Source organism: Croceibacterium salegens, assembly GCF_009827435.1.
GTDB classification, from domain to species: Bacteria; Pseudomonadota; Alphaproteobacteria; order Sphingomonadales; family Sphingomonadaceae; genus Croceibacterium_B; species Croceibacterium_B salegens.
In genome coordinates this window covers 302,364-323,703 of sequence record NZ_WTYM01000033.1, presented here as the reverse complement: position 1 = coordinate 323,703, position 21,340 = coordinate 302,364, and the positions used below count along the sequence as shown (strand labels likewise).

Annotated in this window: 26 protein-coding genes and 1 tRNA gene; 15 read left to right on the top strand and 12 right to left on the bottom strand. The window is 66.3% G+C overall.

The features are described 5' to 3' along the window. Window positions 1–15: 15 nt before the first annotated feature. Window positions 16–831 (bottom strand): aldo/keto reductase, encoded by an 816-nt coding sequence (locus GRI89_RS07610; protein WP_159793745.1) that lies wholly within the window; start codon window positions 829–831, stop codon window positions 16–18. 212 nt (window positions 832–1,043) lie between these two features. Here GRI89_RS07610 and GRI89_RS07605 point away from each other — a divergent pair, with 212 nt between their 5' ends. The 3 genes from GRI89_RS07605 to GRI89_RS07595 are packed head-to-tail and all read left to right on the top strand — an operon-like array spanning window position 1,044 to window position 3,420. Then, window positions 1,044–2,333, top strand: a complete 1,290-nt coding sequence (locus tag GRI89_RS07605; RefSeq protein WP_159793743.1) for an adenylosuccinate synthase — start codon at window positions 1,044–1,046, stop codon at window positions 2,331–2,333. A 20-nt stretch (window positions 2,334–2,353) separates the two neighbouring features. Then, window positions 2,354–2,926 (top strand): MAPEG family protein, encoded by a 573-nt coding sequence (locus tag GRI89_RS07600; RefSeq protein WP_159793741.1) that lies wholly within the window; start codon window positions 2,354–2,356, stop codon window positions 2,924–2,926. A gap of 2 nt (window positions 2,927–2,928) precedes the next feature. Then, window positions 2,929–3,420 carry a L,D-transpeptidase family protein gene (locus GRI89_RS07595; RefSeq protein WP_159793877.1) on the top strand — a complete coding sequence of 164 codons (492 nt, stop codon included), beginning with the start codon at window positions 2,929–2,931 and terminating at the stop codon, window positions 3,418–3,420. Here the strand turns inward: GRI89_RS07595 and GRI89_RS07590 are convergent. Together GRI89_RS07590 and GRI89_RS07585 are read right to left on the bottom strand one after the other, a co-directional pair. Next, complete coding sequence (locus tag GRI89_RS07590; RefSeq protein ID WP_159793739.1) at window positions 3,417–3,791, bottom strand: DUF6768 family protein; 375 nt, start codon at window positions 3,789–3,791, stop codon at window positions 3,417–3,419. The genes GRI89_RS07595 and GRI89_RS07590 overlap by 4 nt on opposite strands. Beyond that, a complete protein-coding gene (locus tag GRI89_RS07585; protein WP_201290880.1) occupies window positions 3,791–4,336 on the bottom strand; it encodes an RNA polymerase sigma factor in 546 nt (181 codons plus the stop codon). Before GRI89_RS07585 ends, GRI89_RS07590 begins: the two co-directional genes overlap by 1 nt. Window positions 4,337–4,458: 122 nt before the next feature. On the opposite strand from GRI89_RS07585, the gene GRI89_RS07580 reads away from it, so the two are divergent. Genes GRI89_RS07580 through GRI89_RS07570 form a run of 3 tightly spaced genes read left to right on the top strand, consistent with a single transcriptional unit; the run spans window position 4,459 to window position 6,141 of the window. Then, window positions 4,459–5,070 (top strand): hypothetical protein, encoded by a 612-nt coding sequence (locus GRI89_RS07580; RefSeq protein ID WP_159793737.1) that lies wholly within the window; start codon window positions 4,459–4,461, stop codon window positions 5,068–5,070. Beyond that, the gene (locus tag GRI89_RS07575) at window positions 5,028–5,429 is read left to right on the top strand and encodes a winged helix DNA-binding protein (RefSeq protein WP_328598137.1); all 402 of its coding nucleotides are present in this window, start codon (window positions 5,028–5,030) and stop codon (window positions 5,427–5,429) included. Before GRI89_RS07580 ends, GRI89_RS07575 begins: the two co-directional genes overlap by 43 nt. A 49-nt stretch (window positions 5,430–5,478) precedes the next feature. Continuing rightward, window positions 5,479–6,141: a hypothetical protein gene (locus tag GRI89_RS07570; RefSeq protein ID WP_159793735.1), complete on the top strand. Its 663-nt coding sequence runs from the start codon at window positions 5,479–5,481 to the stop codon at window positions 6,139–6,141. Here the strand turns inward: GRI89_RS07570 and GRI89_RS07565 are convergent. Then, window positions 6,138–7,121 (bottom strand): asparaginase, encoded by a 984-nt coding sequence (locus tag GRI89_RS07565; protein ID WP_159793733.1) that lies wholly within the window; start codon window positions 7,119–7,121, stop codon window positions 6,138–6,140. The two genes, GRI89_RS07570 and GRI89_RS07565, sit on opposite strands and share 4 nt — an antisense overlap. A 75-nt stretch (window positions 7,122–7,196) precedes the next feature. Here GRI89_RS07565 and GRI89_RS07560 point away from each other — a divergent pair. Continuing rightward, window positions 7,197–7,272: transfer RNA gene (locus tag GRI89_RS07560), tRNA-Val, on the top strand. A 78-nt stretch (window positions 7,273–7,350) separates the two neighbouring features. On the opposite strand, the gene GRI89_RS07555 is transcribed toward GRI89_RS07560, so the two are convergent. Next, window positions 7,351–8,115, bottom strand: a complete 765-nt coding sequence (locus tag GRI89_RS07555; protein ID WP_159793731.1) for a peptidase associated/transthyretin-like domain-containing protein — start codon at window positions 8,113–8,115, stop codon at window positions 7,351–7,353. Further along, window positions 8,108–8,590 carry a TlpA family protein disulfide reductase gene (locus GRI89_RS07550; RefSeq protein ID WP_328598136.1) on the bottom strand — a complete coding sequence of 161 codons (483 nt, stop codon included), beginning with the start codon at window positions 8,588–8,590 and terminating at the stop codon, window positions 8,108–8,110. The genes GRI89_RS07555 and GRI89_RS07550 overlap by 8 nt, the downstream gene beginning before the upstream one ends. A 124-nt stretch (window positions 8,591–8,714) precedes the next feature. On the opposite strand from GRI89_RS07550, the gene argH reads away from it, so the two are divergent. From argH to GRI89_RS07520, 6 genes are all read left to right on the top strand, one after another. Continuing rightward, on the top strand, window positions 8,715–10,091 hold the full coding sequence (gene argH / locus GRI89_RS07545) for an argininosuccinate lyase (RefSeq protein ID WP_159793871.1): 1,377 nt from the start codon (window positions 8,715–8,717) through the stop codon (window positions 10,089–10,091). Then, complete coding sequence (locus GRI89_RS07540) at window positions 10,088–10,330, top strand: lipoprotein (RefSeq protein ID WP_159793727.1); 243 nt, start codon at window positions 10,088–10,090, stop codon at window positions 10,328–10,330. The genes argH and GRI89_RS07540 overlap by 4 nt, the downstream gene beginning before the upstream one ends. Before the next feature lie 7 nt (window positions 10,331–10,337). Then, window positions 10,338–11,600, top strand: a complete 1,263-nt coding sequence (gene lysA / locus GRI89_RS07535) for a diaminopimelate decarboxylase (RefSeq protein ID WP_159793725.1) — start codon at window positions 10,338–10,340, stop codon at window positions 11,598–11,600. A gap of 6 nt (window positions 11,601–11,606) precedes the next feature. Continuing rightward, window positions 11,607–12,389: a precorrin-2 dehydrogenase/sirohydrochlorin ferrochelatase family protein gene (locus GRI89_RS07530; protein ID WP_159793723.1), complete on the top strand. Its 783-nt coding sequence runs from the start codon at window positions 11,607–11,609 to the stop codon at window positions 12,387–12,389. Between the two features lie 107 nt (window positions 12,390–12,496). Further along, window positions 12,497–12,655 (top strand): hypothetical protein, encoded by a 159-nt coding sequence (locus GRI89_RS07525; RefSeq protein WP_159793721.1) that lies wholly within the window; start codon window positions 12,497–12,499, stop codon window positions 12,653–12,655. Window positions 12,656–12,668: 13 nt separating this feature from the next. Further along, window positions 12,669–12,830: a hypothetical protein gene (locus GRI89_RS07520; RefSeq protein ID WP_159793719.1), complete on the top strand. Its 162-nt coding sequence runs from the start codon at window positions 12,669–12,671 to the stop codon at window positions 12,828–12,830. Window positions 12,831–13,610: 780 nt separating this feature from the next. Here the strand turns inward: GRI89_RS07520 and GRI89_RS07515 are convergent. From GRI89_RS07515 to GRI89_RS07495, 5 genes are all read right to left on the bottom strand, one after another. Beyond that, window positions 13,611–14,264, bottom strand: a complete 654-nt coding sequence (locus tag GRI89_RS07515) for an inner membrane-spanning protein YciB (RefSeq protein ID WP_159793717.1) — start codon at window positions 14,262–14,264, stop codon at window positions 13,611–13,613. A gap of 119 nt (window positions 14,265–14,383) precedes the next feature. Further along, a complete protein-coding gene (gene ftsY, locus GRI89_RS07510) occupies window positions 14,384–15,439 on the bottom strand; it encodes a signal recognition particle-docking protein FtsY (RefSeq protein ID WP_328598135.1) in 1,056 nt (351 codons plus the stop codon). Then, window positions 15,436–16,611 (bottom strand): MiaB/RimO family radical SAM methylthiotransferase, encoded by a 1,176-nt coding sequence (locus tag GRI89_RS07505; protein ID WP_159793715.1) that lies wholly within the window; start codon window positions 16,609–16,611, stop codon window positions 15,436–15,438. Before GRI89_RS07505 ends, ftsY begins: the two co-directional genes overlap by 4 nt. Then, window positions 16,608–17,417: a diaminopimelate epimerase gene (dapF, locus tag GRI89_RS07500; RefSeq protein WP_159793713.1), complete on the bottom strand. Its 810-nt coding sequence runs from the start codon at window positions 17,415–17,417 to the stop codon at window positions 16,608–16,610. The genes GRI89_RS07505 and dapF overlap by 4 nt, the downstream gene beginning before the upstream one ends. 41 nt (window positions 17,418–17,458) lie before the next feature. Further along, window positions 17,459–19,057, bottom strand: coding sequence for a putative bifunctional diguanylate cyclase/phosphodiesterase (locus tag GRI89_RS07495; protein WP_159793711.1), 1,599 nt, complete (start codon window positions 19,055–19,057; stop codon window positions 17,459–17,461). 156 nt (window positions 19,058–19,213) lie between these two features. Between GRI89_RS07495 and GRI89_RS07490 the strand changes: the two genes are divergently transcribed. Next, entirely contained in the window at window positions 19,214–19,627 is a 414-nt protein-coding gene (locus tag GRI89_RS07490; protein WP_159793709.1) for an EVE domain-containing protein, read from the top strand. A 120-nt stretch (window positions 19,628–19,747) separates the two neighbouring features. After that, on the top strand, window positions 19,748–19,951 hold the full coding sequence (locus GRI89_RS07485) for a hypothetical protein (RefSeq protein ID WP_159793707.1): 204 nt from the start codon (window positions 19,748–19,750) through the stop codon (window positions 19,949–19,951). On the opposite strand, the gene GRI89_RS07480 is transcribed toward GRI89_RS07485, so the two are convergent. Then, a complete protein-coding gene (locus GRI89_RS07480; RefSeq protein ID WP_159793705.1) occupies window positions 19,952–21,271 on the bottom strand; it encodes an MFS transporter in 1,320 nt (439 codons plus the stop codon). It lies immediately after the preceding gene. Window positions 21,272–21,340: the final 69 nt, after the last annotated feature.

Below are 21,340 nucleotides of genomic sequence, written 5' to 3'. Positions count from 1 at the left end.
CGTGCTTTGTCGCGGTTAGTTGAGGTCGTCCGGCACGGGCCCGATGCGGCCATCGGCGCTGTCGAGCGCGTCGATCCGCACCATCTGGCCCTCGTCCAGCTCGAACGACAGCGCCGCGAAGTTGGCCGCCATGTGCGCCCGGCTGCTCGCCTTGGGGATCGTCGGAAACCCCTTCTGCAGGTGCCAGCGCAGGATAACCGCGCTCGCCGGCTGGCCGGTTTCCGCGGCTATCGCCTGAATGGCAGGATCGTTCAAAAGTCCGCCCCGGCCTAGCGGCGACCACGATTGCGTGACGACCCCGAGTTCCTCGTGGGTTGCGCACAATTCGCGCTGCTGGAAGCGGGGATGCAGTTCGACCTGGTTAAGTGCCGGGATCACGCCGGTCTCGTCCTTCAGCCGGTGCAGGTCCTCGATACGAAAGTTGGACACCCCGATCGACTTCACCAGCCCGGCCTCGCGCATCTCGATCATCGCCTGCCAGGTGGCTAGGAAGGCGTCCTTTTTCGGGCAGGGCCAGTGGATTAGCAGCAGGTCGACCGAATCGCGCCCGAGCTTGTCGAGGCTGCGGCGCGCGGCCGCCTTGGCGCTGTCGAAGCCCTGGTCGTCGTTCCAGATCTTGGTCGTCAGAAATACGCCGTCCGCGCCTGCAAGCCCTTCGCCGACCCCGACCTCGTTGCCGTAGATCGCCGCGGTATCGACCAGCTCGTAGCCGACATCGAGCGCAGTGCGCACCGCCTCGGCCGCCTTGTCGTCATCGATCTGCCAGGTGCCGAAACCGAGCTGCGGCATGGTGCGTCCGTCGTTGAGGGCGAGAGTGGGGTTGGCAGTCATTCTGGTCTCCTGTCCCTGTCCAATCGCGCGGCGCGGCGATGTTTCCCGCCCCGCAGTTACGATCCGGCAGCGCAGCCCGCTTGACTCCGCGGCGTCGCTGCCGATAGGGCGCGCCGCGCATCAAGGGCTGCAAGGCCCTGTAGTCCAATCCGTTCGCCGAGTCCTGTCGAAGGGCGAACCGGATCCACCCTGGCAGGTGGAGTGCTGTAAGCATGGCCAACGTCACCGTGATCGGCGCCCAGTGGGGCGATGAGGGCAAGGGCAAGATCGTCGACTGGCTGGCGAGCCGGGCCGACGTGGTCGTACGCTTCCAGGGCGGCCACAACGCCGGGCACACGCTGGTCGTCGGCAACACCACCTACAAGCTCTCGCTGCTCCCCAGCGGCATCGTCACAGGAACGCTGAGCCTGATCGGCAACGGCGTGGTGCTCGACCCTTGGGCCCTCAAGGCCGAGATCGACCGGCTCGAAGGTCAGGGCGTGTCGATCACCCCTGAAAACTTCGGCATCGCCGACAATTGCGTGCTCATCCTTCCCGTCCACCGCGACCTCGACGTGTGGCGCGAGGCGGCAGCCGGCAAGGGCAAGATCGGTACCACCGGGCGCGGCATCGGCCCGGCCTACGAGGACAAGGTCGGCCGCCGCGCGATCCGCGTCTGCGACCTCGCCCATCTCGACGATCTCGAACCGCAGCTCGACCGCCTCTGCGCCCACCACGACGCCCTGCGAGCAGGTTTCGACGAGCCGCCGATCGACCGCGAGCGGCTGCTCGCCGACCTCCGGGAAATCGCCCCCTTCGTGCGGCAGTTCGCCCAGCCGGTCTGGCGCCGCCTCAACGAGGAAAAGAAGTCCGGCAGCCGCATCCTGTTCGAAGGCGCGCAGGGCGTGCTGCTCGACATCGACCACGGCACCTATCCCTTCGTCACCAGCTCCAACACGGTGAGCGGCACGGTGGCGAGCGGCTCGGGCCTCGGCCCCAATGCCGCGGGCTTCGTGCTCGGCATCGTCAAGGCCTACACCACCCGCGTCGGCTCGGGCCCGTTCCCGACCGAGCTCGAGGACGCCGATGGCGTCCGCCTGGGCGAGCGCGGCCACGAATTCGGCACCGTGACCGGCCGCCAGCGCCGCTGCGGCTGGTTCGACGCTGTGCTGGTGCGCCAGTCCTGCGCGATCTCCGGCGTCACCGGCATCGCGCTGACCAAGCTTGACGTCCTCGACGGCTTCGCGACGCTGAAGATCTGCACTGGTTACAAGCTCGGAGGCGAGGTTATCGACTACCTGCCCTCCAATGCCGCAGACCAGGCCGCTTGCGAGCCGGTCTACGAGGAGATGGACGGCTGGAGCGAAAGCACCGCCGGTGCGCGCAGCTGGGCCGATCTCCCCGCGCAGGCGATCAAGTACATCCGCCGCATCGAGGAACTGATCGAGTGCCCGGTGGCGAGCGTCTCGACTTCGCCAGAGCGCGACGACACGATCCTCGTACGCGATCCCTTCGCCGATTGATTCGTGCTAGGGCGCTGCACATGACGGGCGGCGTTGAGGGAACTGACGAGGCGCGCGGCGCTACGCTTGCCGACAAGCAGCGCGGTGTCGTCGCGGGTGCGGGATCGGCCATGGTGATTTCGCTCGCCGTCGGGATCATGGCCGTCCTTTACGACCCGTTCGGGCCGCTGTCCGGGGCGCTGGATGCAAGGTTGCAACTCGCCGCCACGGCGAGCCTTCCGGTCGTGCTGTCGCTGCTCGTCACTGTCGGCTGGATTGCCAACACGCGATTCTTCCACATCGAGGATATCGATGCCGCGGCCGGTCCGGTCGAGGGCGAACATATGCGCCGGCTCAAGGCGATCCTTGCCAATTCGTTCGAGCAGGGCGTGCTGGCGCTGGCGACCTATTGGGCCGCCGCCGTGCTGCTGCCAGCGTGGCTGCTCGACGGGATCGTGTTTGCTGCCGCCAGCTTCCCGGTCGGCCGCATCCTCTTCGCTTCCGGCTATCGCAAGGGCGCGGGGGGCAGGGCGCTCGGCTTCGAGTTGACGTTGGCGCCAACGGTCCTGCTGCTGGTCGCTACCGTGTGCTTCGCCGCGAGCCGCCTGTGGTGAAGCTGGCGCATCTGGGCGTTGGGCTGCTCGCCGCTGCGCTGCTTGCCGCCTGCTCGACACCTCAAACTTCGCCTGAAAACGCCGACTTCGTACTGGTCGACAAGTCCGACCGCACGCTGACGCTGCTGCGCGACGGGAAGGCGATCAGAACCTACACCGGCCTGCAGTTCGGTGCCGCGCCGAACGGGCACAAGCAGTTCGAAGGCGACGAGCGCACGCCCGAGGGTCGCTACACCATCGACACGCGCAATCCGCTGAGCGCCTACCACCTGAGCCTGCGCATCTCGTACCCCAACGCCGCCGACCGCGCCTTCGCGGCCTCGCGGGGACGAAGCCCGGGCGGCGACATCTTCATCCACGGCCAGCCGAACGCGCTGCCGGTGGGCCGCATGCCGGGCGACTGGACCGACGGCTGCATCGCGGTCTCGAACTCAGAGATCGAGGAGCTGTGGAGCGCCGTGGCGGACGGAACACCGATCGAAATCCGGCCCTAGTCCCGCTCGGCCGCCAGCATCGCCACCTGCACCTGCAGTCGCTTCACCTCGCGCAGCACCGAGAACATGTTCATCCGGCTGAACAGCCAGTCCTTGAGGAAGCCGATCGACATGACCAGCACCACGGTTGCGGTCCCCCACAGCGCGAGGTCGCGCGGCTCGGTGGCGGTCAGCAGCTGCCACACGGAATAGAACATTACCACGCTCAGCGCGAAGGTCATGGCGAAGACCATCTTGGCCCATCCCCCGAGCGGGCCGCCGAGGCTATCGCCGATCTGGCGGAAAAGACCGCGCTGATCGTCGAGACTGGCGAGGAACGCGCGGTCGTCGGCGTCGAGGCCGGCGCGGATCTTGTCGTCGATGTCACTCATCATTCGTCTCCGGAAAGCGCCGCCTTCAACTTGCGGCGGGCATGGAATAGGCGCGTCTTGGCGGTGCCCAGCGGCACCTCCTGCACCTCGGCAATCTCGGCGAGGGTCAAACCCTCGACGAAGAACAGTTGCGCGGCGAGACGCTGGTCGGCGGGCAGGCTCGCCATCGCCTCGGCAATCGCCAGCGTCTCGTCGGGCTGGCTCGATAGCCCGGCCGGTGCCTCGTTAGGTTCGGCCTCAGCTCGCTGCGACTGCGCCTTACGGATCGCATCCGCACACCGTCGGCGCAGGATGCCGAAGGCCCAGGGCGCGAAACGGGCCGGGTCGCGCAACGTCGCGATGCCGCGCAGGATCGAGACCCAGCAGTCCTGGACCACGCCGGGCGCCATCTCGGCCCCGACCAGCCGCCGCGCGGTGCGCAGCAGGCGCGGATTCCATCGCCGCGCGAGCGTCTCCGCCGCCGCCCGGTCGCCCATAGCGGCGAGCGTCACCAGCAGTTCCTCGAACGCGGCGCCCGGGGTGGGAGGAGAAAAACCGTCGGTCATTGCAAGTACAGTCGGACAGAAGGGCCGAATTGTTCAATCGCAATCGGATAGATCGTGGGGAGTCTTGCCATGATCGCGTTATGTTCTTATCCTGTTCCGACGAATCAGGAGGGCGTGACGCCATGGCGCAAGCCGATTTCGCTTACCAGCCGGCCAACGACGTGGGCACTGCGCTCGCCGTCTCTATCTTTGCCGATAGCGCCTTGCTGCGCGAGCAGATGCGTGACGATGCAGCCGATTGCGGGCTGATCGTGCGTGAATGCGGGGCGGTGGCGGACCTGCTCGAGGCCGACGTGCGGCCGTTGGGCGAAGTAGTGCTGCTCGATTGCCCGCGAGTTGGAGCCGGTGAAGTCGCTGCGCTGGTCCGGCTCGACGAGCGCGCGGCGCGGTCGGGGGCGCATCTCGTGATTTCGACGACTGCCGGCGGGCTCGAGGACGTCTTCGCCTGTTGCGAGCGTTCGGCCCCGCAAATCCTTGTCGACCCCAACCATGGCGAGCGGATCGTCGCGCTGGGCAACGTGCTGGCGCGAATTCCCAACCTGCGGCTGCGCGAGCTGTCGGGTGACGACCGCATTACCCTGCTGCGCTTGACCGAGCAGGTCGGCGAAATCGCCTCGCGGCTCGAACGGATGGGCGCCGAGGGCCTGTCGGGCGATGGCGGGGCCTTCCGTTTCGAGAGCCCGGTGCGCAAGTGGAACGGCCCCGACGCCGGCGAGGGGGCGAGCGCCAGCTGATCCGCAACCCGCGCCCGGCGCTGCCCGACCCGCGGCTGGTGCGGCAGATCCTGCGCCAGCGGCAATTGCGCGCGAAGTTCTTCGACGGCGAACTGTTCGCCGATCCGGCGTGGGACATTCTTCTCGACCTGACCGCCGCGCGCGCCGAGCACTCCCGCGTCTCGGTCACCAGCCTGTGCATTGCCAGCGGCGTGCCGCCGACCACCGCGTTGCGCTGGATCGGACAAATGACTTCCGCCGGACTGCTCGAACGCGTCGAGGACGAGAGCGACCGCCGCCGCGCCTTCATTGCGCTGATCGACAAGGCGGCGGATGCGATGGCGCGCTACTTTGCCGAGGTAGGCAGGCTTCCGGCCTGAGCCGCCGAATCCGCTCCGGCTTTACAATAAACCGGCGTATTGGGTGCGAATGAAGCGTTTGATCGCGCATGTTCTATGCTGTTCGGCCGCCGGACTGGCTTTCGAAGCAGCGCAACCGGCCTGGGCGGATGAACCCGACGCTCTCGTAGGCGACTACAACGGCGGCCAGGTGGAAGTCGCTGCAGGACTCCGGCTCGGTGCCGATGGGCGCTTCATGTACGGAATGGCCTACGGCGCGCTCGATGAGCAGGCGCAGGGTACATGGCAGCGCGATGGCGATTGCGCGGTGTTGACCTCCGACCCGGTCACCGCGCCGGTATTCCGGGTGGTGGAAAGCAAGCCGCTTCCCGCGCACGAATTGCGGCTCGAACTGCGGCCTTCGAACGGGATCGATCCGCAGTATTTCGACTATGCGCTGGTCATGGCCGATGGCACGGGCCGGGGGGACCAGGTGCAGGACGGTGCCTTCACCATCGAACTGGGTGACGAGGCCCCGCGACAGATATTCCTTTCGTTGCCGATCTTCGACCTGCGCAGCCAGCCCTTCGAATTCCCTGCCACGGGTGGGCTCGACCTGGTCGTCGCTTTCGATGCCAACGATCTCGGCAAGGTCGCCTTCGACGGCGAGCGGCTATGCCCCGACGGCAAAGGCCTGCGCCTCGCGCGCTACGATCTCGAGCTGCACTTCCGCCGGGTCGAAGCCGGGGACTAGTTGTCGTAGGTGGCCTGGATGCTCGCCGGATCGCTGACCCCTGAGGCGAGCAGCAATTGCAGCAGGATACGGCTCTTGGCCGGGTTGAGCGCACGGGCGGCGACGAAGCCGTAATCGTCGTCGTCGACCTCGACATTGCGGTCGACCTGTCCCTGGTCGGTCCGGCTGCTGCGCACCACTGCGACGCCGCGCGCAACCGCCTCGCCGAGCGCTTCCAGCACGCCTCGCGGCGCATTGCCCTGTCCCAGCCCGGCGAGAACGATGCCGTTCGCCCCCGCCGCCAGCGCGGCATCGACCGAGACCCGGTCCATAGCCGCCGCGGCATAGATCACATCGACCCGCGGCAACGCGGCAGGCCAGTCGAAAAGTGCGGCCTCGCCGCTTCGCGCAGGCGGGCCGAACCATTCGAGCGAGCTGGGCGAAACCGCCGCGATGCTCCCGCGCGGATAGCCGCGGAACGCCTCAGGCCCCTGCGTTGCGGCTTTCCTGACGTCGCGCGCGGCGAAGACCTGGTCGCCCATTGCCACCAGCACGCCGCGCCCGGCCGCCCCTGTATCGGCCGCGACGCGTAGTGCGGTGGCAAGATTGCGCATCCCGTCGCTGCCGAGCGCGTCGGCGGGGCGCATCGCCCCGGTCAGGACGATCGGCTTGCTCGTCGGCAAGGTGCGGTCGAGCAGGAAGGCGGTTTCCTCGGCGGTGTCGGTGCCGTGGGTGATGACCACGCCGCAAATGCCCTCGTCGGCCAGCGCCTCGGAGCATTCGCGATGCAGCGCGTCCCATTCGGCCCAGCCGATGTCCTGCGAGCCGATCGCGGCGATCTGCCGCCCCTCGCAGGCCATGCCAAGGCCGAGCGCGCGGGCCTCTTCGAGCAGCGCTCCGATGCCGATCTGCCCGGCGCGATAGGCCTTGCCGGTGGCCGAGCCGCTGGTACCGGCGATGGTCCCCCCTGTGGCGAGGATGCGGATGCAGGGTTGCGCCATGTGGGCGCCCCTAGCTGCCGCTTGCGTCTCCGCCAAGCACTCCCTAGATAGCCGCCCCGCCCAAGGAGCAATTGGGGGCGCTTAGCTCAGTTGGTAGAGCATCTCGTTTACACCGAGAGGGTCGGCGGTTCGAGCCCGTCAGCGCCCACCAGTTTCGACAGGAGAAATTCATCCGGGGGAGGAATTGCCGTCGAAACTCCCGAGCGAAGCGACGGGCCGGACAGTGGTCCTAGTAGCGGATTGCCACCGTCGCCTTTCCCTTGAACCCACGCCCTGCATCGCCCTCCAGCGCGATGCTCTCCAGCGCCAGTTCCTCCTCGCTCGCATCGCTGAACACGAAGTCGCGCCTCGTCGGCCAGCGGTCGAGGTTGGCGAGGCTGTCGCCGTAGCGTCGGTCGCCGGAATAGACCGCGCGGCAAGCGTCCTCGGGCAGGGCGAATTGCGAGGCGAGCACGGCGGGCTCGCCGCTGAGGGCCGCCTGCGCGCTCGAATAGACTTCGAAATGCAGGTGCGGGGCGCGGCCGCCGTAGCAGCCGGGCAGGATCGTGCTGAAGCGCAAGGTCCCCTCATCGCCGCTCTGCTGCAGCCCGCGCAGGTAGTTGGCCCGCGGCAGGTCGTAGAGCGAGTACTTTCCCGCCGCATCGTTGTGCCACAGGTAGAGACCCCATCCGGCCATGGCATTGCAGCCCCCGGCCGTGCCGAGCAGGGTAATGGTGAGGTCGAGCGGCACCCCTTCGGCGGTGCCCTCAAGCCCGGCGAAGCTGTCGCGAATGTCGCTGCGGATCACTTCGTCGCCGGTCAGGACCGAATGCCGCCGACCACCGCGGTCGCTGCCGCCGTCGCCGGCAAACGGTCCGCGCGTCTCGGCCGGGGTGGCGAGGCAGGCCGCTGCCCGCGCGCCGCTACCACATCCGGCCAGCGCCGCGCCGCCGAGCCCGAGCAGGGCGAGCGTAGCGCGCCGGTCGAGCGACAACTGGCCGGGTGCATCAGCCATCGGCCGGGGGCGCGGCCTCGTCGAGCATTTCGCGGGCCTGGTCGCTCGCCCAGTCGAACCCGCCGATTACCCGCCAGACCTCCTTGCCCTCGGCATCGTAGAGGACGGTCAGCGGCAGGCTCGCCCCGCCGCCCATGCCGAAAGCAAGGTCGTTGGCCTGGTCCATCCATTGCGGCAGGTTGGCGAACTTCTTCTCCTTGAAGAACGGCACCACCAGTTCGGGACCCTTCATGTCCTCGCTGACGGTCAGCACGCGCAGCGTATCGGCGCGCTCCGCCGCCAGCTCGTCGAGCAGCGGCATCTCGGCGACGCAGGGCGCGCACCAGGTCGCCCATAGGTTGAGAAGCACCGGCTTTCCCACGGCCTTGGAGAGGTCGAGCGTGGTGCCCGATGGGTCGGTGACGGTCACCGCGGGCAGCGGCGTTCCGGCCTGGCTGCGGTCCACCGTGCCGGTCAGTTCCTCGTTTGCCTTCACTTCAGCGGAGTTTTCCTGTTGTTGCGCCTCATCGGCGCTTTGCCTATCGCAAGCCGCCACAGAGAAGGCGATGGCGCACGTGAGCGATAAGAAGGGCAAACGGGGCATTCAGGGCTCCAATCAGATGTGGGGCGGGCGCTTCGCGGAAGGCCCAGCTGCTATCATGCGCGAGATTAACGCGTCGATCCCGTTCGACAAAGCCCTCTGGCGACAGGACATCGCGGCGAGCAAGGCGCACGTCGCAATGCTCGGCGCCTGCGGCATCGTCTCCGACGCGGATGCGCTGGCGATCGAAGCGGGGCTCGACAAGGTTGCGGCGGAGTACGAAGCCGAGGGCGTTCCCGAGGACTGGGACCTCGAGGACATCCACATGACCACCGAGAGTCGGCTCGCCGAACTGATCGGCCCGGTCGCCGGACGCCTGCACACCGCGCGCAGCCGCAACGACCAGGTGGCGACCGACTTCCGCCTCTGGGTGCGCGACGCGATGGACCAGGCCGACGCGGGATTGCTCGAGCTCCAGAAGGCGCTGGTCACCCGCGGCGGCGAGCACGCCGCATCGATCATGCCCGGCTTCACCCACCTGCAGGCGGCGCAGCCGGTCACGCTCGGCCATCACCTGATGGCTTACTACGAGATGATCCGGCGCGACCGCAGCCGCTTCCACGATGCGCGCAAGCGGATGAACGAGTGTCCGCTCGGCAGCGCGGCGCTGGCCGGGACCGGATTTGCCATCGACCGCGAGATGACCGCGCAGGCGCTCGGTTTCGACAAGCCGACGGTCAACAGCCTCGATGCCGTGTCGGACCGCGACTTCGCGCTCGATTACCTGCAGGCCGCCGCGCAGTGCGCGCTGCACCTCAGCCGGCTGGCCGAGGAGCTGATCCTCTGGGCGAGCCAGCCGTTCAGTTTCGTCCGGCTGCCGGATTCTCTCAGCACCGGCAGCTCGATCATGCCGCAGAAGAAGAACCCCGACGCCGCCGAGCTGGTGCGCGGTCACGCCGGGCGGATCGTCGGCTGCCTGACTGCGCTCACGGTGACGATGAAGGGCCTGCCGTTGGCCTATTCGAAGGACATGCAGGACGACAAGCCGCCGGTGTTCGAGGCCGCGAGCCTGCTCGGTCTGTCAATCGCGGCGATGACCGGAATGATCGCCGAGGCGACCTTCCGCACCGAGCGCATGCGCGAGGCGGCCGAGCTCGGCTATGCCACCGCGACCGACCTTGCCGACTGGCTGGTGCGCGAGGCGGGCCTGCCCTTCCGCGAGGCGCATCATGTCACCGGCGCCGCCGTGAAGCTGGCCGAGAGCAGGGGCGTGGCGCTCGACAAGCTTTCGCTCGTCGAGCTGCAGGGCATCGACGGACGCATCGGCGAGGGCGTGTTCAAGGCGCTGTCGGTCGAAAGCTCGGTCGCCGCGCGCGCCAGCCACGGCGGTACCGCGCCTGCGGAAGTGCAAAAGCGTGTTGCCGAGGCGCGCAAGGCGCTAGGGATGGCTTCATGATCCGCCGCCTTGTCCTGCTGGCCCCGCTCGTCCTGCTCGCCGCCTGCGGGCAGAAGAAGGACCTGCAGCCGCTTGCCGGGAACGACCTGCCGGTCGCGCCTTATGGCAGCGACCACCAGCTAAGCGCGAAGGAACTGCTCAAACCGTCCACCCAGGCCGCCCCGGAGCGCAGCGTGGAGCTGCGAAAACGGTCGGAGGAACGCGAAGACGATCCTTTCGACCTCCCTCCCGAAGGCTGACCAATTCATGGACCATTTCCAGTTACGCGACGGCGAACTCTACGCCGAGGACGTGCCACTTGCCCGGATTGCCGAGGATATCGGCACCCCCGTTTACGTCTATTCGCGCGCCACTCTCGAACGCCACGCGCGGGTGTTCCGCGAGGCGCTGTCCGGGCTCGACAACCCGCACATCGCCTTTGCCCTGAAATCCAACCCAAACCTCGCGGTGATCAAGGTCCTGCAGCGGCAGGGCTTCGGCGCCGACGTCGTCTCGGGCGGCGAGATGAAGCGCGCGCTGGCCGCCGGTGTGGCCGCTGAGGACATCATCTTCTCCGGCGTCGGCAAGACCTACCGCGAGATGGCCGGGGCGCTCGACGCGGGCATCGGCCAGTTCAACATCGAGAGCGAGGAAGAAGGCCACGAACTGGCGCAGATCGCCGCGGGCAAGGGCCTCGCCGCGCCATGCGCGCTGCGCGTCAATCCGGACGTCGATGCCGGGACGCATGCCAAGATCTCGACCGGCAAAGCGGAAAACAAGTTCGGCGTGCCGATCGGCCGGGCCGAGGAAATCTTCGCCGACCTTTCGTCCCGGCCGGGCATGAACCTTCGCGGGCTGGCGGTGCACATCGGCAGCCAGCTCTCCAGCCTCGCCCCGTTCGAGGCCGCGTTCAACCGCGTGGGCGAACTGGTCAAGGCGCTGCGGGCGCAGGGCCACACCATCACTCACGTCGATCTCGGCGGCGGCCTGGGCGTGCCCTACAAGGCTGGCGACGTCCTGCCGAGCCCGGCGGAATACGGCGAAATGGTCGCCCGCGTGACCAGCGACTGGGGCGTGCGGCTGATGTTCGAACCGGGCCGAGTGATCTCGGGCAATGCCGGGGTCCTGCTGACCCGCGTCATTCGCGTAAAACGGGGAGGAAATGGGCCGCCTTTCGTGATAGTGGATGCGGCGATGAACGACCTCGCGCGGCCCGCGCTCTACGACGCCTGGCATGATATCGACGCCGTAGTGCCGTCGGGCGCGCGGATGACCGCGAATGTCGTCGGCCCGATCTGCGAAACCGGGGACACTTTCGCCCGCGACCGCGAGATCGATGCGCTCGTCGCGGGGGACCTTGCGGTGTTCCGCACCGCGGGGGCATACGGCGCGACGATGGCCTCCAGCTACAACAGCCGCGGCTTCGTCGCCGAGGTCATGGTCGACGGCGACAAGTACGCCGTCGTCGCCGACCGTATCCTGCCCGAAGAGATAACCGCCGCCGAGCGCGTGCCGGACTGGCTCGAGTAACCCGGATTGAGCTCGCTCCCTCTCTTCCACCGCGTCTCCGGCAAGCCGGTGCTGGTATTGGGGGAGGGGGTAGCGGCGGATGCCAAGCGCCGTCTGGCGGAACGGGCGGGGGCCGAATTGCTGAGCGATGCCCGCGAGGCGGTCGAAGCCGGCGTGCGGATTGCCTTCGTCGCTCTCGAGGACCCTGCGCTGGCTGAAGCGACCGCGGCGCGGCTGCGTGAGGCGGGGATGCTGGTCAACGTGGTCGACATGCCCGAGCTGTGCGACTTCACCACGCCCAGCGTGCTCGACCGCGACCCGGTGCAGATCGCCATCGGGACGGACGGGGCCTCGGCCGGGCTGGCCAAGCACCTGCGGCTGCGGCTCGAGACGATCCTGCCTGCTGGCCTAGGACGGCTGGCGCAGGCGCTGGGGGTGTCGCGCGATGCGATACGCGCGCGCTGGCCCGACGCTATCGAGCGCCGCCGGATGCTCGATGCGGCGCTGGAGGAAGGTGGCCCGCTCGACCCGATGAACGGGGCCGGCCCGGATGAGGTGGCGCGCTGGCTCACCTCCGATCTCGCCGAACGCCCGCGGGCGAGCCGCATCGAACTGGCGGTGAAGCCCGATCCCGACGAACTCACCATGCGCCAGCTGCAACTGCTTGGTGCAGCGGATACCATCCTGCACGAGGCGACCGTACCCGGCACGATCCTCGGCCGCGCCCGCGCCGATGCCGCGCGATATCCGCTCGACGCCGCCCCTCGCGACGACCGGCCCGGTCTTACGCTGGTCCTGCGGCTCGGATGAGCGGATAATTTCCGTCCTGTTACAATGATTTAATTTCCGGCCTTGGCTGGTGGTCGGCAGGTTTCCCGGGCGGGGTCGCAACCTCGCTTCAACAACGGAGACCGAAAATGAAGCTACCAATCATCGACATCAACAGCCTGCCGGACCTCACCCACGTGACCGGCGTCTTCGGCAGCCTCGAACAGGGGCCGACGCATGACGATTCGATCATTATCCTCGCCACTTTCGTATTCGAGACCTCGCCCTTGACCAGCGGGCTGATCTGAGCGGGGCGGGGCGATGCGGATCGATCCGGCCATTGCCGCCATGCGGCAGTGGCGCGAACGCGACGGCATCGCCCCGGTCTTCGCCGAAATTGAGCATTGCGGGGATGGCACGCCGTTCGAGATTGTGCACACCAGCTTCTTCCTCACCAGTCAGGCCTTGCTCAGTGTGGAATAGCCAGACATGGCTGTATGGCGCGAAAAGCATTTCGCCTGGATGATGTGCAACGCCGTGACGCGGATGGAGTTCTTCTAGATGCCGAAGATCCGCGTGGTCGAACTGGGGAGCTAGGTCGAGACTTAGGTGTCGGCCGAGAAAAGCAGAATATCTCCCAATTTCTCGTTTGCGGAAATCATCACAAGACGCGAGTATGCTGACATGAAAACACCATTCTTGGTTCCCGTGCCATGATCTTTTCGGCCTGCGTTCAACTCACCCCAACGGCGTATAATCAAGATCTTTTCGCCTCCCGTGTCGCCCAAATTGGTGAGACGCTTCGAAATCCGAGAATGCTACCAAACTATGACGCCTGACTGCCGTTTCATCATTTACGTGGAGTGCGTGATCGTTCATCATGTTCGTTCCGAGACGACCGTAATCGTATAGAAAGACACAGGTACAGTTTGGCGCAAAAGTACAGTAGTTGGAGACGGTACGAGCTGGCTCCTCAACATAGAGCCTGAACTTGTTTGAAACGAAATGACAAGCCTCAGTGCAGCGGGTAGGTTGTCGCTTGAACAGCTCCTCAGTAATCCAAGAACTTACCTAACGATGCTCCCCGACCTGGGACCGCGGGGATCAGCGTCCAATTTTACGTCATGGAAAAGGTCTTGTTCGTCGGCAGACGAGCAAAAAATTGGAATGGTGGGCTGCGAGGAAATCCGGGGGCCTTCGCCGATATTGTTTTGGGACACGACTAGCGTCCGCATTCGTCTCACTTGCGGACGTGAGCTTAGTTTACTCGACGGGCGGGTTCTCGATCACCTCTTCCTCTTGCCCCAGCGACAGGCCGTGGCGCAGGAGCATCGGCAGTTGGGTGAAAGTGAAGAGGAAGCTCAGCGGCATGAAGACCCACAGCTTGGCGGTGAGCCAGTCGCCGAAGCTTAGGTAGTGGCGCAGGATCTCGTTGAGCAGGGCGAGGAACAGGAAGAAGATTCCCCAGTTGCGGCTCAACTTCAGCCAGCCTTCGTCGGACAGGCCCTCGAAAGCGGCTTCGAGCAGCCATTGCAACAGCGCCTTGCCGCGCATCCAGCCGGCAAGCAGCACGACGCCGAAGAAGGCGTAGAGCGCGGTCGGCTTGACCTGCACGTAGAAGGGATCGCGCAGAAGGATCGTCAGTCCTCCGAAGCCGACGATGAGAGTGGTCGAGAGCGCGAGCATGCGCGAGACCTTGCCGGTCAGCCACTTTGACGCTGCAAGCGCGATCACTGCGGCGACGATGAAAGCGCCGGTCGAATGGACGACGGCGAAGATCGTGCCGATCCCGTCTTCCTTGTTGGCCGGGGCGTAGACCCAGTACACTGCGAAGAACACCAGCAGCGGGCCGTAGTCGACCAGCAGGTTGAGCCAGCCGGTGCCTTGCTTCTTTGCCGGGGGCGGGGTGTCGGCCATCTAGATTCCCTCGTCATTGCGAGGAGCGAAGCGACGAAGCAATCCAGGGAGGTCTCGCGGGCCGCCCTGGATTGCCGCGGGGCCTGCGGCCCCTCGCAATGACGACGGATTGGCCTGCATCACGCAACCCCCGCAATCACGCGCGCCACCAGGTCTGGGTCGAACGGGCGCAGGTCGTCGATCTTCTCGCCGACGCCGATGGCGTGGATCGGCAGTCCGTACTGTTCGGCCGCGGCGACCAGCACGCCGCCGCGCGCGGTGCCGTCGAGCTTGGTCATGATGAGGCCGGTCACGCCCGCCACTTCCTTGAACACGTCGATCTGCGAGAGGGCGTTCTGGCCGTTGGTCGCATCGAGCACCAGCACCACGTCGTGGGGCGCTTCGGGGTTGAGGCGGCCTAGGACACGGCGGATCTTGGCCAGTTCGTCCATCAACTCGCGCTTGTTCTGAAGGCGACCCGCGGTGTCGACCACCAAAGCATCGATGCCGGTGGCAGTGGCCTGCTTGACCGCATCGAAAACGATGGAAGCGGGGTCGCCGCCTTCTGGACCGGTGACGATCGGCACGCCGATACGCTCGGCCCAGACCTTGAGCTGGCCGATGGCGGCGGCGCGGAAGGTGTCGCCGGCGGCGAGGAGGACGCCGTAGTCCTGTTCCTGGAACAGGTGTGCGAGCTTGGCGATGGTGGTGGTCTTGCCGCTGCCGTTGACGCCGATGACGAGGATGACCTGCGGGCGCGGGAAGGCGACGATCTCGAGCGGCTTGGCGACGGGGCGCAGGATCTCGGCGATTTCCTCGGCCACGGCTTCCTTCAGTTCGCGCTCGGTCATCGTCAGGCCGAAGCGTTTCTCGGCCAGCTTGGCGGTGATGCGCGAGGCGGCGCTGGGGCCGAGGTCGGAGAGGATCAGCGCATCCTCGACCTCGTCGAGGGTCGCCTGGTCCAGCTTCGCCGTGCGCGTCATGGTCGCGACCTTGGCGATGATCGAGGGAGCGGGCGTCGGGGCCGCAGCCGACGAGCGTTCGGGAGCCGGGGCGGGAGTAGGCTCCGCTTCCGGCTCGGGTGTCGTCTCCGGCTCTTCCGCCGTGAAGGCGGGCGCGAGGTTCTCGGACAGGCGTTCCGAGGTCTTGCGGAAGCCGCCGAACAGGCGCTCGGTCCAGCTTTTCGGCTCGCTCACAGCAGCAGGCCTTCCTCGAGGCGGGTGGGCGTGACAGTCGCGATGCGGCCGCGGGGAGTCCCTTGCGGCACGGCAACGCGGGCGAAGCCCGGCGCGTAGCCGGTTCCGTCGCTTTCGGTAAGGACCGATTGCGCGGTGCCCACAAGACTGGCGAGCCAGCGCTCGCGAACCTCGGCGACTACGGCGCGCAGTTCGGCAGCGCGGCGCCGGATCGTCGTCGTGTCCACCTGCGGCATCCGTGCGGCCGGGGTGCCCGGGCGCGGCGAGTACGGAAAGACGTGGCCATGGACCACTGGCAGTTCGCGGACGATCGAGAGGTTGGCACGATGGTGCTCCTCGCTCTCGGTCGGGAAACCGGCGATGAGGTCGGCGCCGATGGCAATGTCCGGACGGCGTTCGCGCAGCCGCTCGACCAGCCGCCCCGCGTCGGCGCGCAGGTGGCGGCGCTTCATGCGCTTGAGGATAAGGTCGTGCCCGTGCTGCAGCGAGAGGTGGAGGTGCGGCATTACGCGTTCCTCGCTCGCGAACAATTCGAACAGCGCTTCATCCACCTCGATTCCGTCGAGCGAGGACATCCTGAGGCGCTTCAACTGCGGGAATTCGTCAAGCAGGGCACGGACCAGCATGCCGAAGGCAGGGCGGCCGGGAAGGTCGTGGCCCCAACTGGTCAGGTCGACCCCGGTCAGGATCACTTCTGCCGCACCCTGATCGAGGTGCGTTTCGACCTCGCGCAGCACCTGCGCGATAGCCTGCGAACGGCTCGGCCCGCGACCTTGCGGGATGACGCAGAAGGTGCAGGCGTGGTCGCAGCCCGTCTGCACGCCGATGAAGGCGCGGGTGTGCTGCAATAGTACCGGGGCGGGCCGGGCGGGTACGTTCCAAGCCCGCGCATCGAGCTTGGCGGCGTTGGGGACGAGGCCGTCTACCTCGGGCATGGCGGCGAGCTGGTCGCGCTCGATGTCGGCGGCGCAGCCCGTTACCAGCAGCCGCGCATCGGGTCGCGCCCGGCGCGCCCGGCGGATCGCCTGCCGGGTCTGGCGTACCGCTTCCGATGTGACGGCACAGGAATTGACCACGACGGTATCGGGCTCGCCGGCCAGCAAGGTGCGTATCCGTTCGCTCTCGGCGATGTTGAGCCGGCAACCGAGCGAAATGACCTGCGTGTCGTTCAAGCGAAGTCGCCCCAGTCGAAACTGCCGCGGAAGCTTTCGGTCGCCGGGCCGGTCATGGTGACGCGCCCATCCTCACCCCATGTGATCAGCAGCTTGCCGCCGGGCAGGGTGACGACGACCTCGCGATCGACCAGCTTGCGGCGCATCGCCGCGACCGCCGTGGCGCAGGCGCCAGTGCCGCAGGCGCGTGTTAGCCCGGCGCCGCGCTCCCACACGCGCAGTCGGATCTCGCTGCGGTTCTCGATGGTGGCGACATTGACGTTGACGCGTTCGGGGAACAGCGGGTCGCGCTCGATCGCCGGGCCGAGCCGCGCGAGGTCGACCTTGTCGCAGTCGCGCACGAAGAACACCGCGTGGGGGTTGCCGACATTGACCGCCACGGGCCGTTCGAGGCCGTCCCACCCGACCGGCATGTCGAGCGTGTCCATCGGGTCCGACAGCGGGATCGCGTCCCAGCCGAACTCGGGCTCGCCCATATCCACGGCCGCGCCGCCCTCCTCGGGACGGGCGGAGAGGATGCCGGCGACGGTCTCGATCTCGACCGGTTCGCCGTGGAGCATCGCGACAGCGCGCGTGGCGTTGCCGCAGACCTCGACCTCGCCGCCATCGGCGTTGCGGATGCGCATTCGGAAGTCGGCCACTTCGGAGGGTTCGAGCACGATCAGCTGGTCGCAACCGATCCCGGTGTGCCGGTCGGCCAGTGCCCGGGCGACATGCGCCTCGAGCGGCGGCATGTCGCCGTCACGCGCGTCGAGCACGATGAAATCGTTGCCCAGGCCGTGCATCTTGATGAACGGAATTCGCATAGCCGCCACCTAGGGTGGCGAAGCGACAATCACAATGGCGCTTAGCCGGACTTGCCCACGCTCCGCTTTGCCGGGACCTCTTCGGCCGGCTCGGCCGCGATGCCGCTTTCCGCCGCCTTGAGCAGCAGGCGGTGCAACGTTGCCTCGGCATCCTCGGGGCGTCCATAGTGGTAGCCCTGGCCCTTGACCTCACCGAACTTCTTGATTGCGGAGAGCGTCGCGGCGTTCTCGATGCCTTCGACCACGATCGGCAGCCCGAGCCCGCGGCCGAGCGCGACGATCGCCGACACGAGTTCACTGCTCGCCTTGCCGTCGGCCAGTTCGCCGACGAAGCTGCGGTCGATCTTCAGCCGGTCGAATTCGAGCGCGCGAAGCTGCGCGAGGCTCGAATAGCCAGTTCCGAAATCGTCGAGGCTGATCTTCACGCCCTGGTTCTTGAGGCTGGCGATCACTGAGCGGACAACGGCGACGTTTTCGTGCAGGCAGCTTTCGGTGATCTCGATTTCGAAGCGGTGCGGGGGAAAGCCCGATTCCTGCAGCAGCATGAGCAGCTTCTGCGCCAGCCACGGATCGCGCAGCTGGATCGGCGAGATGTTGACCGAGAGCGTGAGGTGCTCCTCCCACTCCTTAGCATCCTGCAGTGCCTGGCGGATCAGTCCTTCCGAGAGCTCGCTGATAACGCCGAGATCTTCGGCCAGAGGGATGAATAGCTCGGGGCTGACAATGCCGAACTCGGGCGACTCCCATTGTGCGAGCATCTCGAAGCCCACAAGCTCTCCGCTCTGGGTGTCGATATGCTGCAAGTAGCACGGGACAAATTCGCCGCTGCTGATGCCCTTACGTAACCCATTTTCAAGGGCATTACGGAAACAAAGCTCAGCTTCCATCCTTTCTTCAAACCAGACATATCGGTCGCGGCCGCTCCTTTTCGCGTGGTACATCGCAACATCGGCCCAGTGAGCCAACAATTCGGCGTCGGGCCAGGCCTCTCTTGGCTGTCTGGCAGTGGCGATACCCACCGAAGCGGTGACGTCGAGACGGAAGTTGCCCGCGTCGATCGGCTGTGCCACTGAGCCAACTATGTCATTAGCTAGGGCTTCGAGGCCCGTGCGGGTGATCCGGTCGCAGGTCAAGGCGCAGGCAAATTCGTCGCCGCCTATTCGGGCCAATAGCGTGTCCTTAGGTATTACACGGGCGATGCGCGCCGCAGCCTCGATTAGGACACTGTCACCGACCTTGTGGCCGCAGCGGTCGTTGATTGCTTTGAAGTTGTCGAGATCAACCAAGAGCAGGGCGACATCGCCATGTCCGACGCAACGCTCGGCTAGCAAGGCATTGACAGCGGGTAGCAGGCTGCGGCGATTGCGGATTCCGGTCAGGGGGTCGCTCTCAGCCAACATGCGGGCCTCAATTTCGGCCTGGCTGCATACGAGCAGTTCGCGGGTCAGCGCAGAATAGCGGCGCCAACCGAACAAGAGGATCGCGATGTTGAGCAGCAGCGCATTGGTCAGCAGGACGTCCGGCGGATCAGCGACACCCATCCAGGTCTTGAGGATCTTCGGCAGGACCTGTCCACCGATGCCGATGAAGAGGATTCCGGCCGCCAGCGCGATGCCGATAGGAAGGAGGTCCCGCGACACGCGCTCCTTCGCGCCCTCACCGGCACCGGCGGCGCGAACTAAGGGGTTGAGCAATCGGACGAAGCCTCCCATGGCATTTGCCGATAGCGCCGCATCGTTCTTATTTGGTTAATCTGAGCCTTAGGTGCCAGCGAGAGTGTGAAGGTGAGTGAATCGATGGCTAAACGCCTGTGGCTGATGAAGAGCGAACCGGAGGCTTACAGCTTCGATCGGCTGGTCAAGGAAGGCCGTACGATCTGGGACGGCGTGCGCAATTACCGGGCGCGCAACAACCTGCAGGCGATGCAGGTCGGCGACGAGGCATTCTTCTACCACTCGGTCAGCGACAAGGAGATCGTCGGCATCGTTAGGATCGTTGCCGCCGGGCTCGCCGATCCGAAGGACGACACCGGCACCTGGGCTGCGGTCGAGATCGAACCGGTGCGCAAGCTGGCGCATCCCGTCTCGCTCGCCGCGATCAAGGCAGAGCCTTCTCTGGCCGAAGTCGAATTGCTCAAGCTTTCACGCCTTTCTGTCGCTGAAATCCGCCCCGACGAGTGGAAGAAGATCTGCGCAATGGCAGGGGGTTAGGCGAACAAAGTCTCGACCTGGCAGTTACTTCGCGTCGTAGGGGAGAGACTCTGTCCCGTCTGTGGACAGTAACTTTCGTACATCTTCCATATGGTTACGATTTCGTTAATTGCAGTGGCCATGAGACGCTACCTTGTCCTTGGCGACGAAACTGCGCGCCATCCGTTCCGGCAGAGCCTGCCGCCGCACGTGCGGGACGCTGCGCTCGCTGCGCCGCTTCCGCGAACCTGGCGCGAGGTGCTGGAAATCAGCCGCGAGGACGTGCGCGGGTTCGCGACCAGCTACGTCGCCTGCCTGGTCGCCGTCGCAGCCTTCATTTTCTGATTATTCGGCCGGAGCCGATTCCGCGGCCTGCTCGGCCTTGTAGAGCATCCACCCAAGCCATGCCGAGATCAGGCACATCCCGGCGCTGAGCAGGACCTGCTCGGTCAGGGGGACGCCGGCCATGCTCAGGCCGCCGGCGAACAGCGAGCCGATCACCATCGCTCCCGAATTGACGATGTTGTTGGCCGCCACCGTCCGCGCCGCCTGGCCCGGATCGACCTTGGTCGTGAGGAAGGCGTAGAGCGGGACCACGAACATGCCGCCCGAGACCGCGATCATCAGCAGCGAAAAAAGGACCACGAACGCCATCGGGTGCGAGAGGAAGGTCGGCACGTCCATCATCTCGCCCGAAGCGGTCGCCGCCCAGACCCGGCACACGAGGTAAAACATCCCGACGAACGCCCCCATCGCCAGCACCGAAACCGGGGCGTAGCGCGCCGAGACCTTGCCCTTGAGCAGGGCGTTCACCGCTACCGATCCGATCGCCACGCCGATCGAGAACACCACCAGGAACAGGCTGGCGACTTCCTTTTCTGCGAGCAGCACGTTCTTGGCCAGCGGTGGGAACTGGATGAACAGCACGGCGCCGATGGTCCAGAAGAAGCTGATGGCGAGGATCGCGTAATAGACCTCGGCCTGGTGCATCGTGTTGCGCACCAGCGTGATCGAGGAACGAATCAGGTGAAGATCGATCGGTTCGTTTGGGACGATCGGCGGCGCGGGAGGCACGCTGCGGCTCGTCAGGTAGCCGAGCACCGCGGTCACGATGATCCCGGCGGCGGCCCATTGCACCGGGATCCATCCGGCGAGGATCGTCCCGGCGAGGATCGCAATGTAGGTCCCGGCCTCGACCAGTCCCGTACCGGAAAGCACTTCGTCCTTTTGAAGGTGCTGCGGCAGGATCGCGTACTTGATCGGGCCGAAGAACGTCGAATGGATGCCCATCGCGAACAGCGCCGCGAGCATCAGAGGAATGGCCACGGCGGTGGTCAGGTGTCCCGACCAGGCGAGCAACAGGCCGACCGCGCCGACCGCCATGATGCCGATTTCAGCCGCCTTGATGATGCGGATGATTCTGGCCTTGTCGCGCATGTCGGCGAGCTGCCCGGCGAGCGCCGAGAGGACGAAGAACGGCAGGATGAACAGCCCCGAGGCGATGGCCGAGAACTGCGCCTCCTCCTGCTCCGAACGATAGACCTCGTAGACCACGAAGAGGACCATCGCGTTCTTGTAGAGATTGTCGTTGAACGCATTGAACAGCTGCGTCGCGAACAAGGGCAGGAAGCGGCGTTGCCGCAGCAAGTATGTCGAAGTCAGCATGTAACTGCTGCGGCCCTCTCTCCGTAACTGGTCCCGACTTAGCCGCCTTGGCCAACACCGCAAGGGAGA

Coding starts and splice junctions, on each gene's coding strand:
- GRI89_RS07610 (WP_159793745.1), bottom strand. CDS start 831: ATGACTGCCAACCCCACTCTCGCCCTCAACGACGGACGCACCATGCCG.
- GRI89_RS07605 (WP_159793743.1), top strand. CDS start 1,044: ATGGCCAACGTCACCGTGATCGGCGCCCAGTGGGGCGATGAGGGCAAG.
- GRI89_RS07600 (WP_159793741.1), top strand. CDS start 2,354: ATGACGGGCGGCGTTGAGGGAACTGACGAGGCGCGCGGCGCTACGCTT.
- GRI89_RS07590 (WP_159793739.1), bottom strand. CDS start 3,791: ATGAGTGACATCGACGACAAGATCCGCGCCGGCCTCGACGCCGACGAC.
- GRI89_RS07585 (WP_201290880.1), bottom strand. CDS start 4,336: ATGACCGACGGTTTTTCTCCTCCCACCCCGGGCGCCGCGTTCGAGGAA.
- GRI89_RS07580 (WP_159793737.1), top strand. CDS start 4,459: ATGGCGCAAGCCGATTTCGCTTACCAGCCGGCCAACGACGTGGGCACT.
- GRI89_RS07570 (WP_159793735.1), top strand. CDS start 5,479: ATGAAGCGTTTGATCGCGCATGTTCTATGCTGTTCGGCCGCCGGACTG.
- GRI89_RS07565 (WP_159793733.1), bottom strand. CDS start 7,121: ATGGCGCAACCCTGCATCCGCATCCTCGCCACAGGGGGGACCATCGCC.
- GRI89_RS07555 (WP_159793731.1), bottom strand. CDS start 8,115: ATGGCTGATGCACCCGGCCAGTTGTCGCTCGACCGGCGCGCTACGCTC.
- argH (WP_159793871.1), top strand. CDS start 8,715: ATGTGGGGCGGGCGCTTCGCGGAAGGCCCAGCTGCTATCATGCGCGAG.
- GRI89_RS07540 (WP_159793727.1), top strand. CDS start 10,088: ATGATCCGCCGCCTTGTCCTGCTGGCCCCGCTCGTCCTGCTCGCCGCC.
- lysA (WP_159793725.1), top strand. CDS start 10,338: ATGGACCATTTCCAGTTACGCGACGGCGAACTCTACGCCGAGGACGTG.
- GRI89_RS07525 (WP_159793721.1), top strand. CDS start 12,497: ATGAAGCTACCAATCATCGACATCAACAGCCTGCCGGACCTCACCCAC.
- GRI89_RS07520 (WP_159793719.1), top strand. CDS start 12,669: ATGCGGATCGATCCGGCCATTGCCGCCATGCGGCAGTGGCGCGAACGC.
- GRI89_RS07515 (WP_159793717.1), bottom strand. CDS start 14,264: ATGGCCGACACCCCGCCCCCGGCAAAGAAGCAAGGCACCGGCTGGCTC.
- dapF (WP_159793713.1), bottom strand. CDS start 17,417: ATGCGAATTCCGTTCATCAAGATGCACGGCCTGGGCAACGATTTCATC.
- GRI89_RS07490 (WP_159793709.1), top strand. CDS start 19,214: ATGGCTAAACGCCTGTGGCTGATGAAGAGCGAACCGGAGGCTTACAGC.
- GRI89_RS07485 (WP_159793707.1), top strand. CDS start 19,748: ATGAGACGCTACCTTGTCCTTGGCGACGAAACTGCGCGCCATCCGTTC.
- GRI89_RS07480 (WP_159793705.1), bottom strand. CDS start 21,271: ATGCTGACTTCGACATACTTGCTGCGGCAACGCCGCTTCCTGCCCTTG.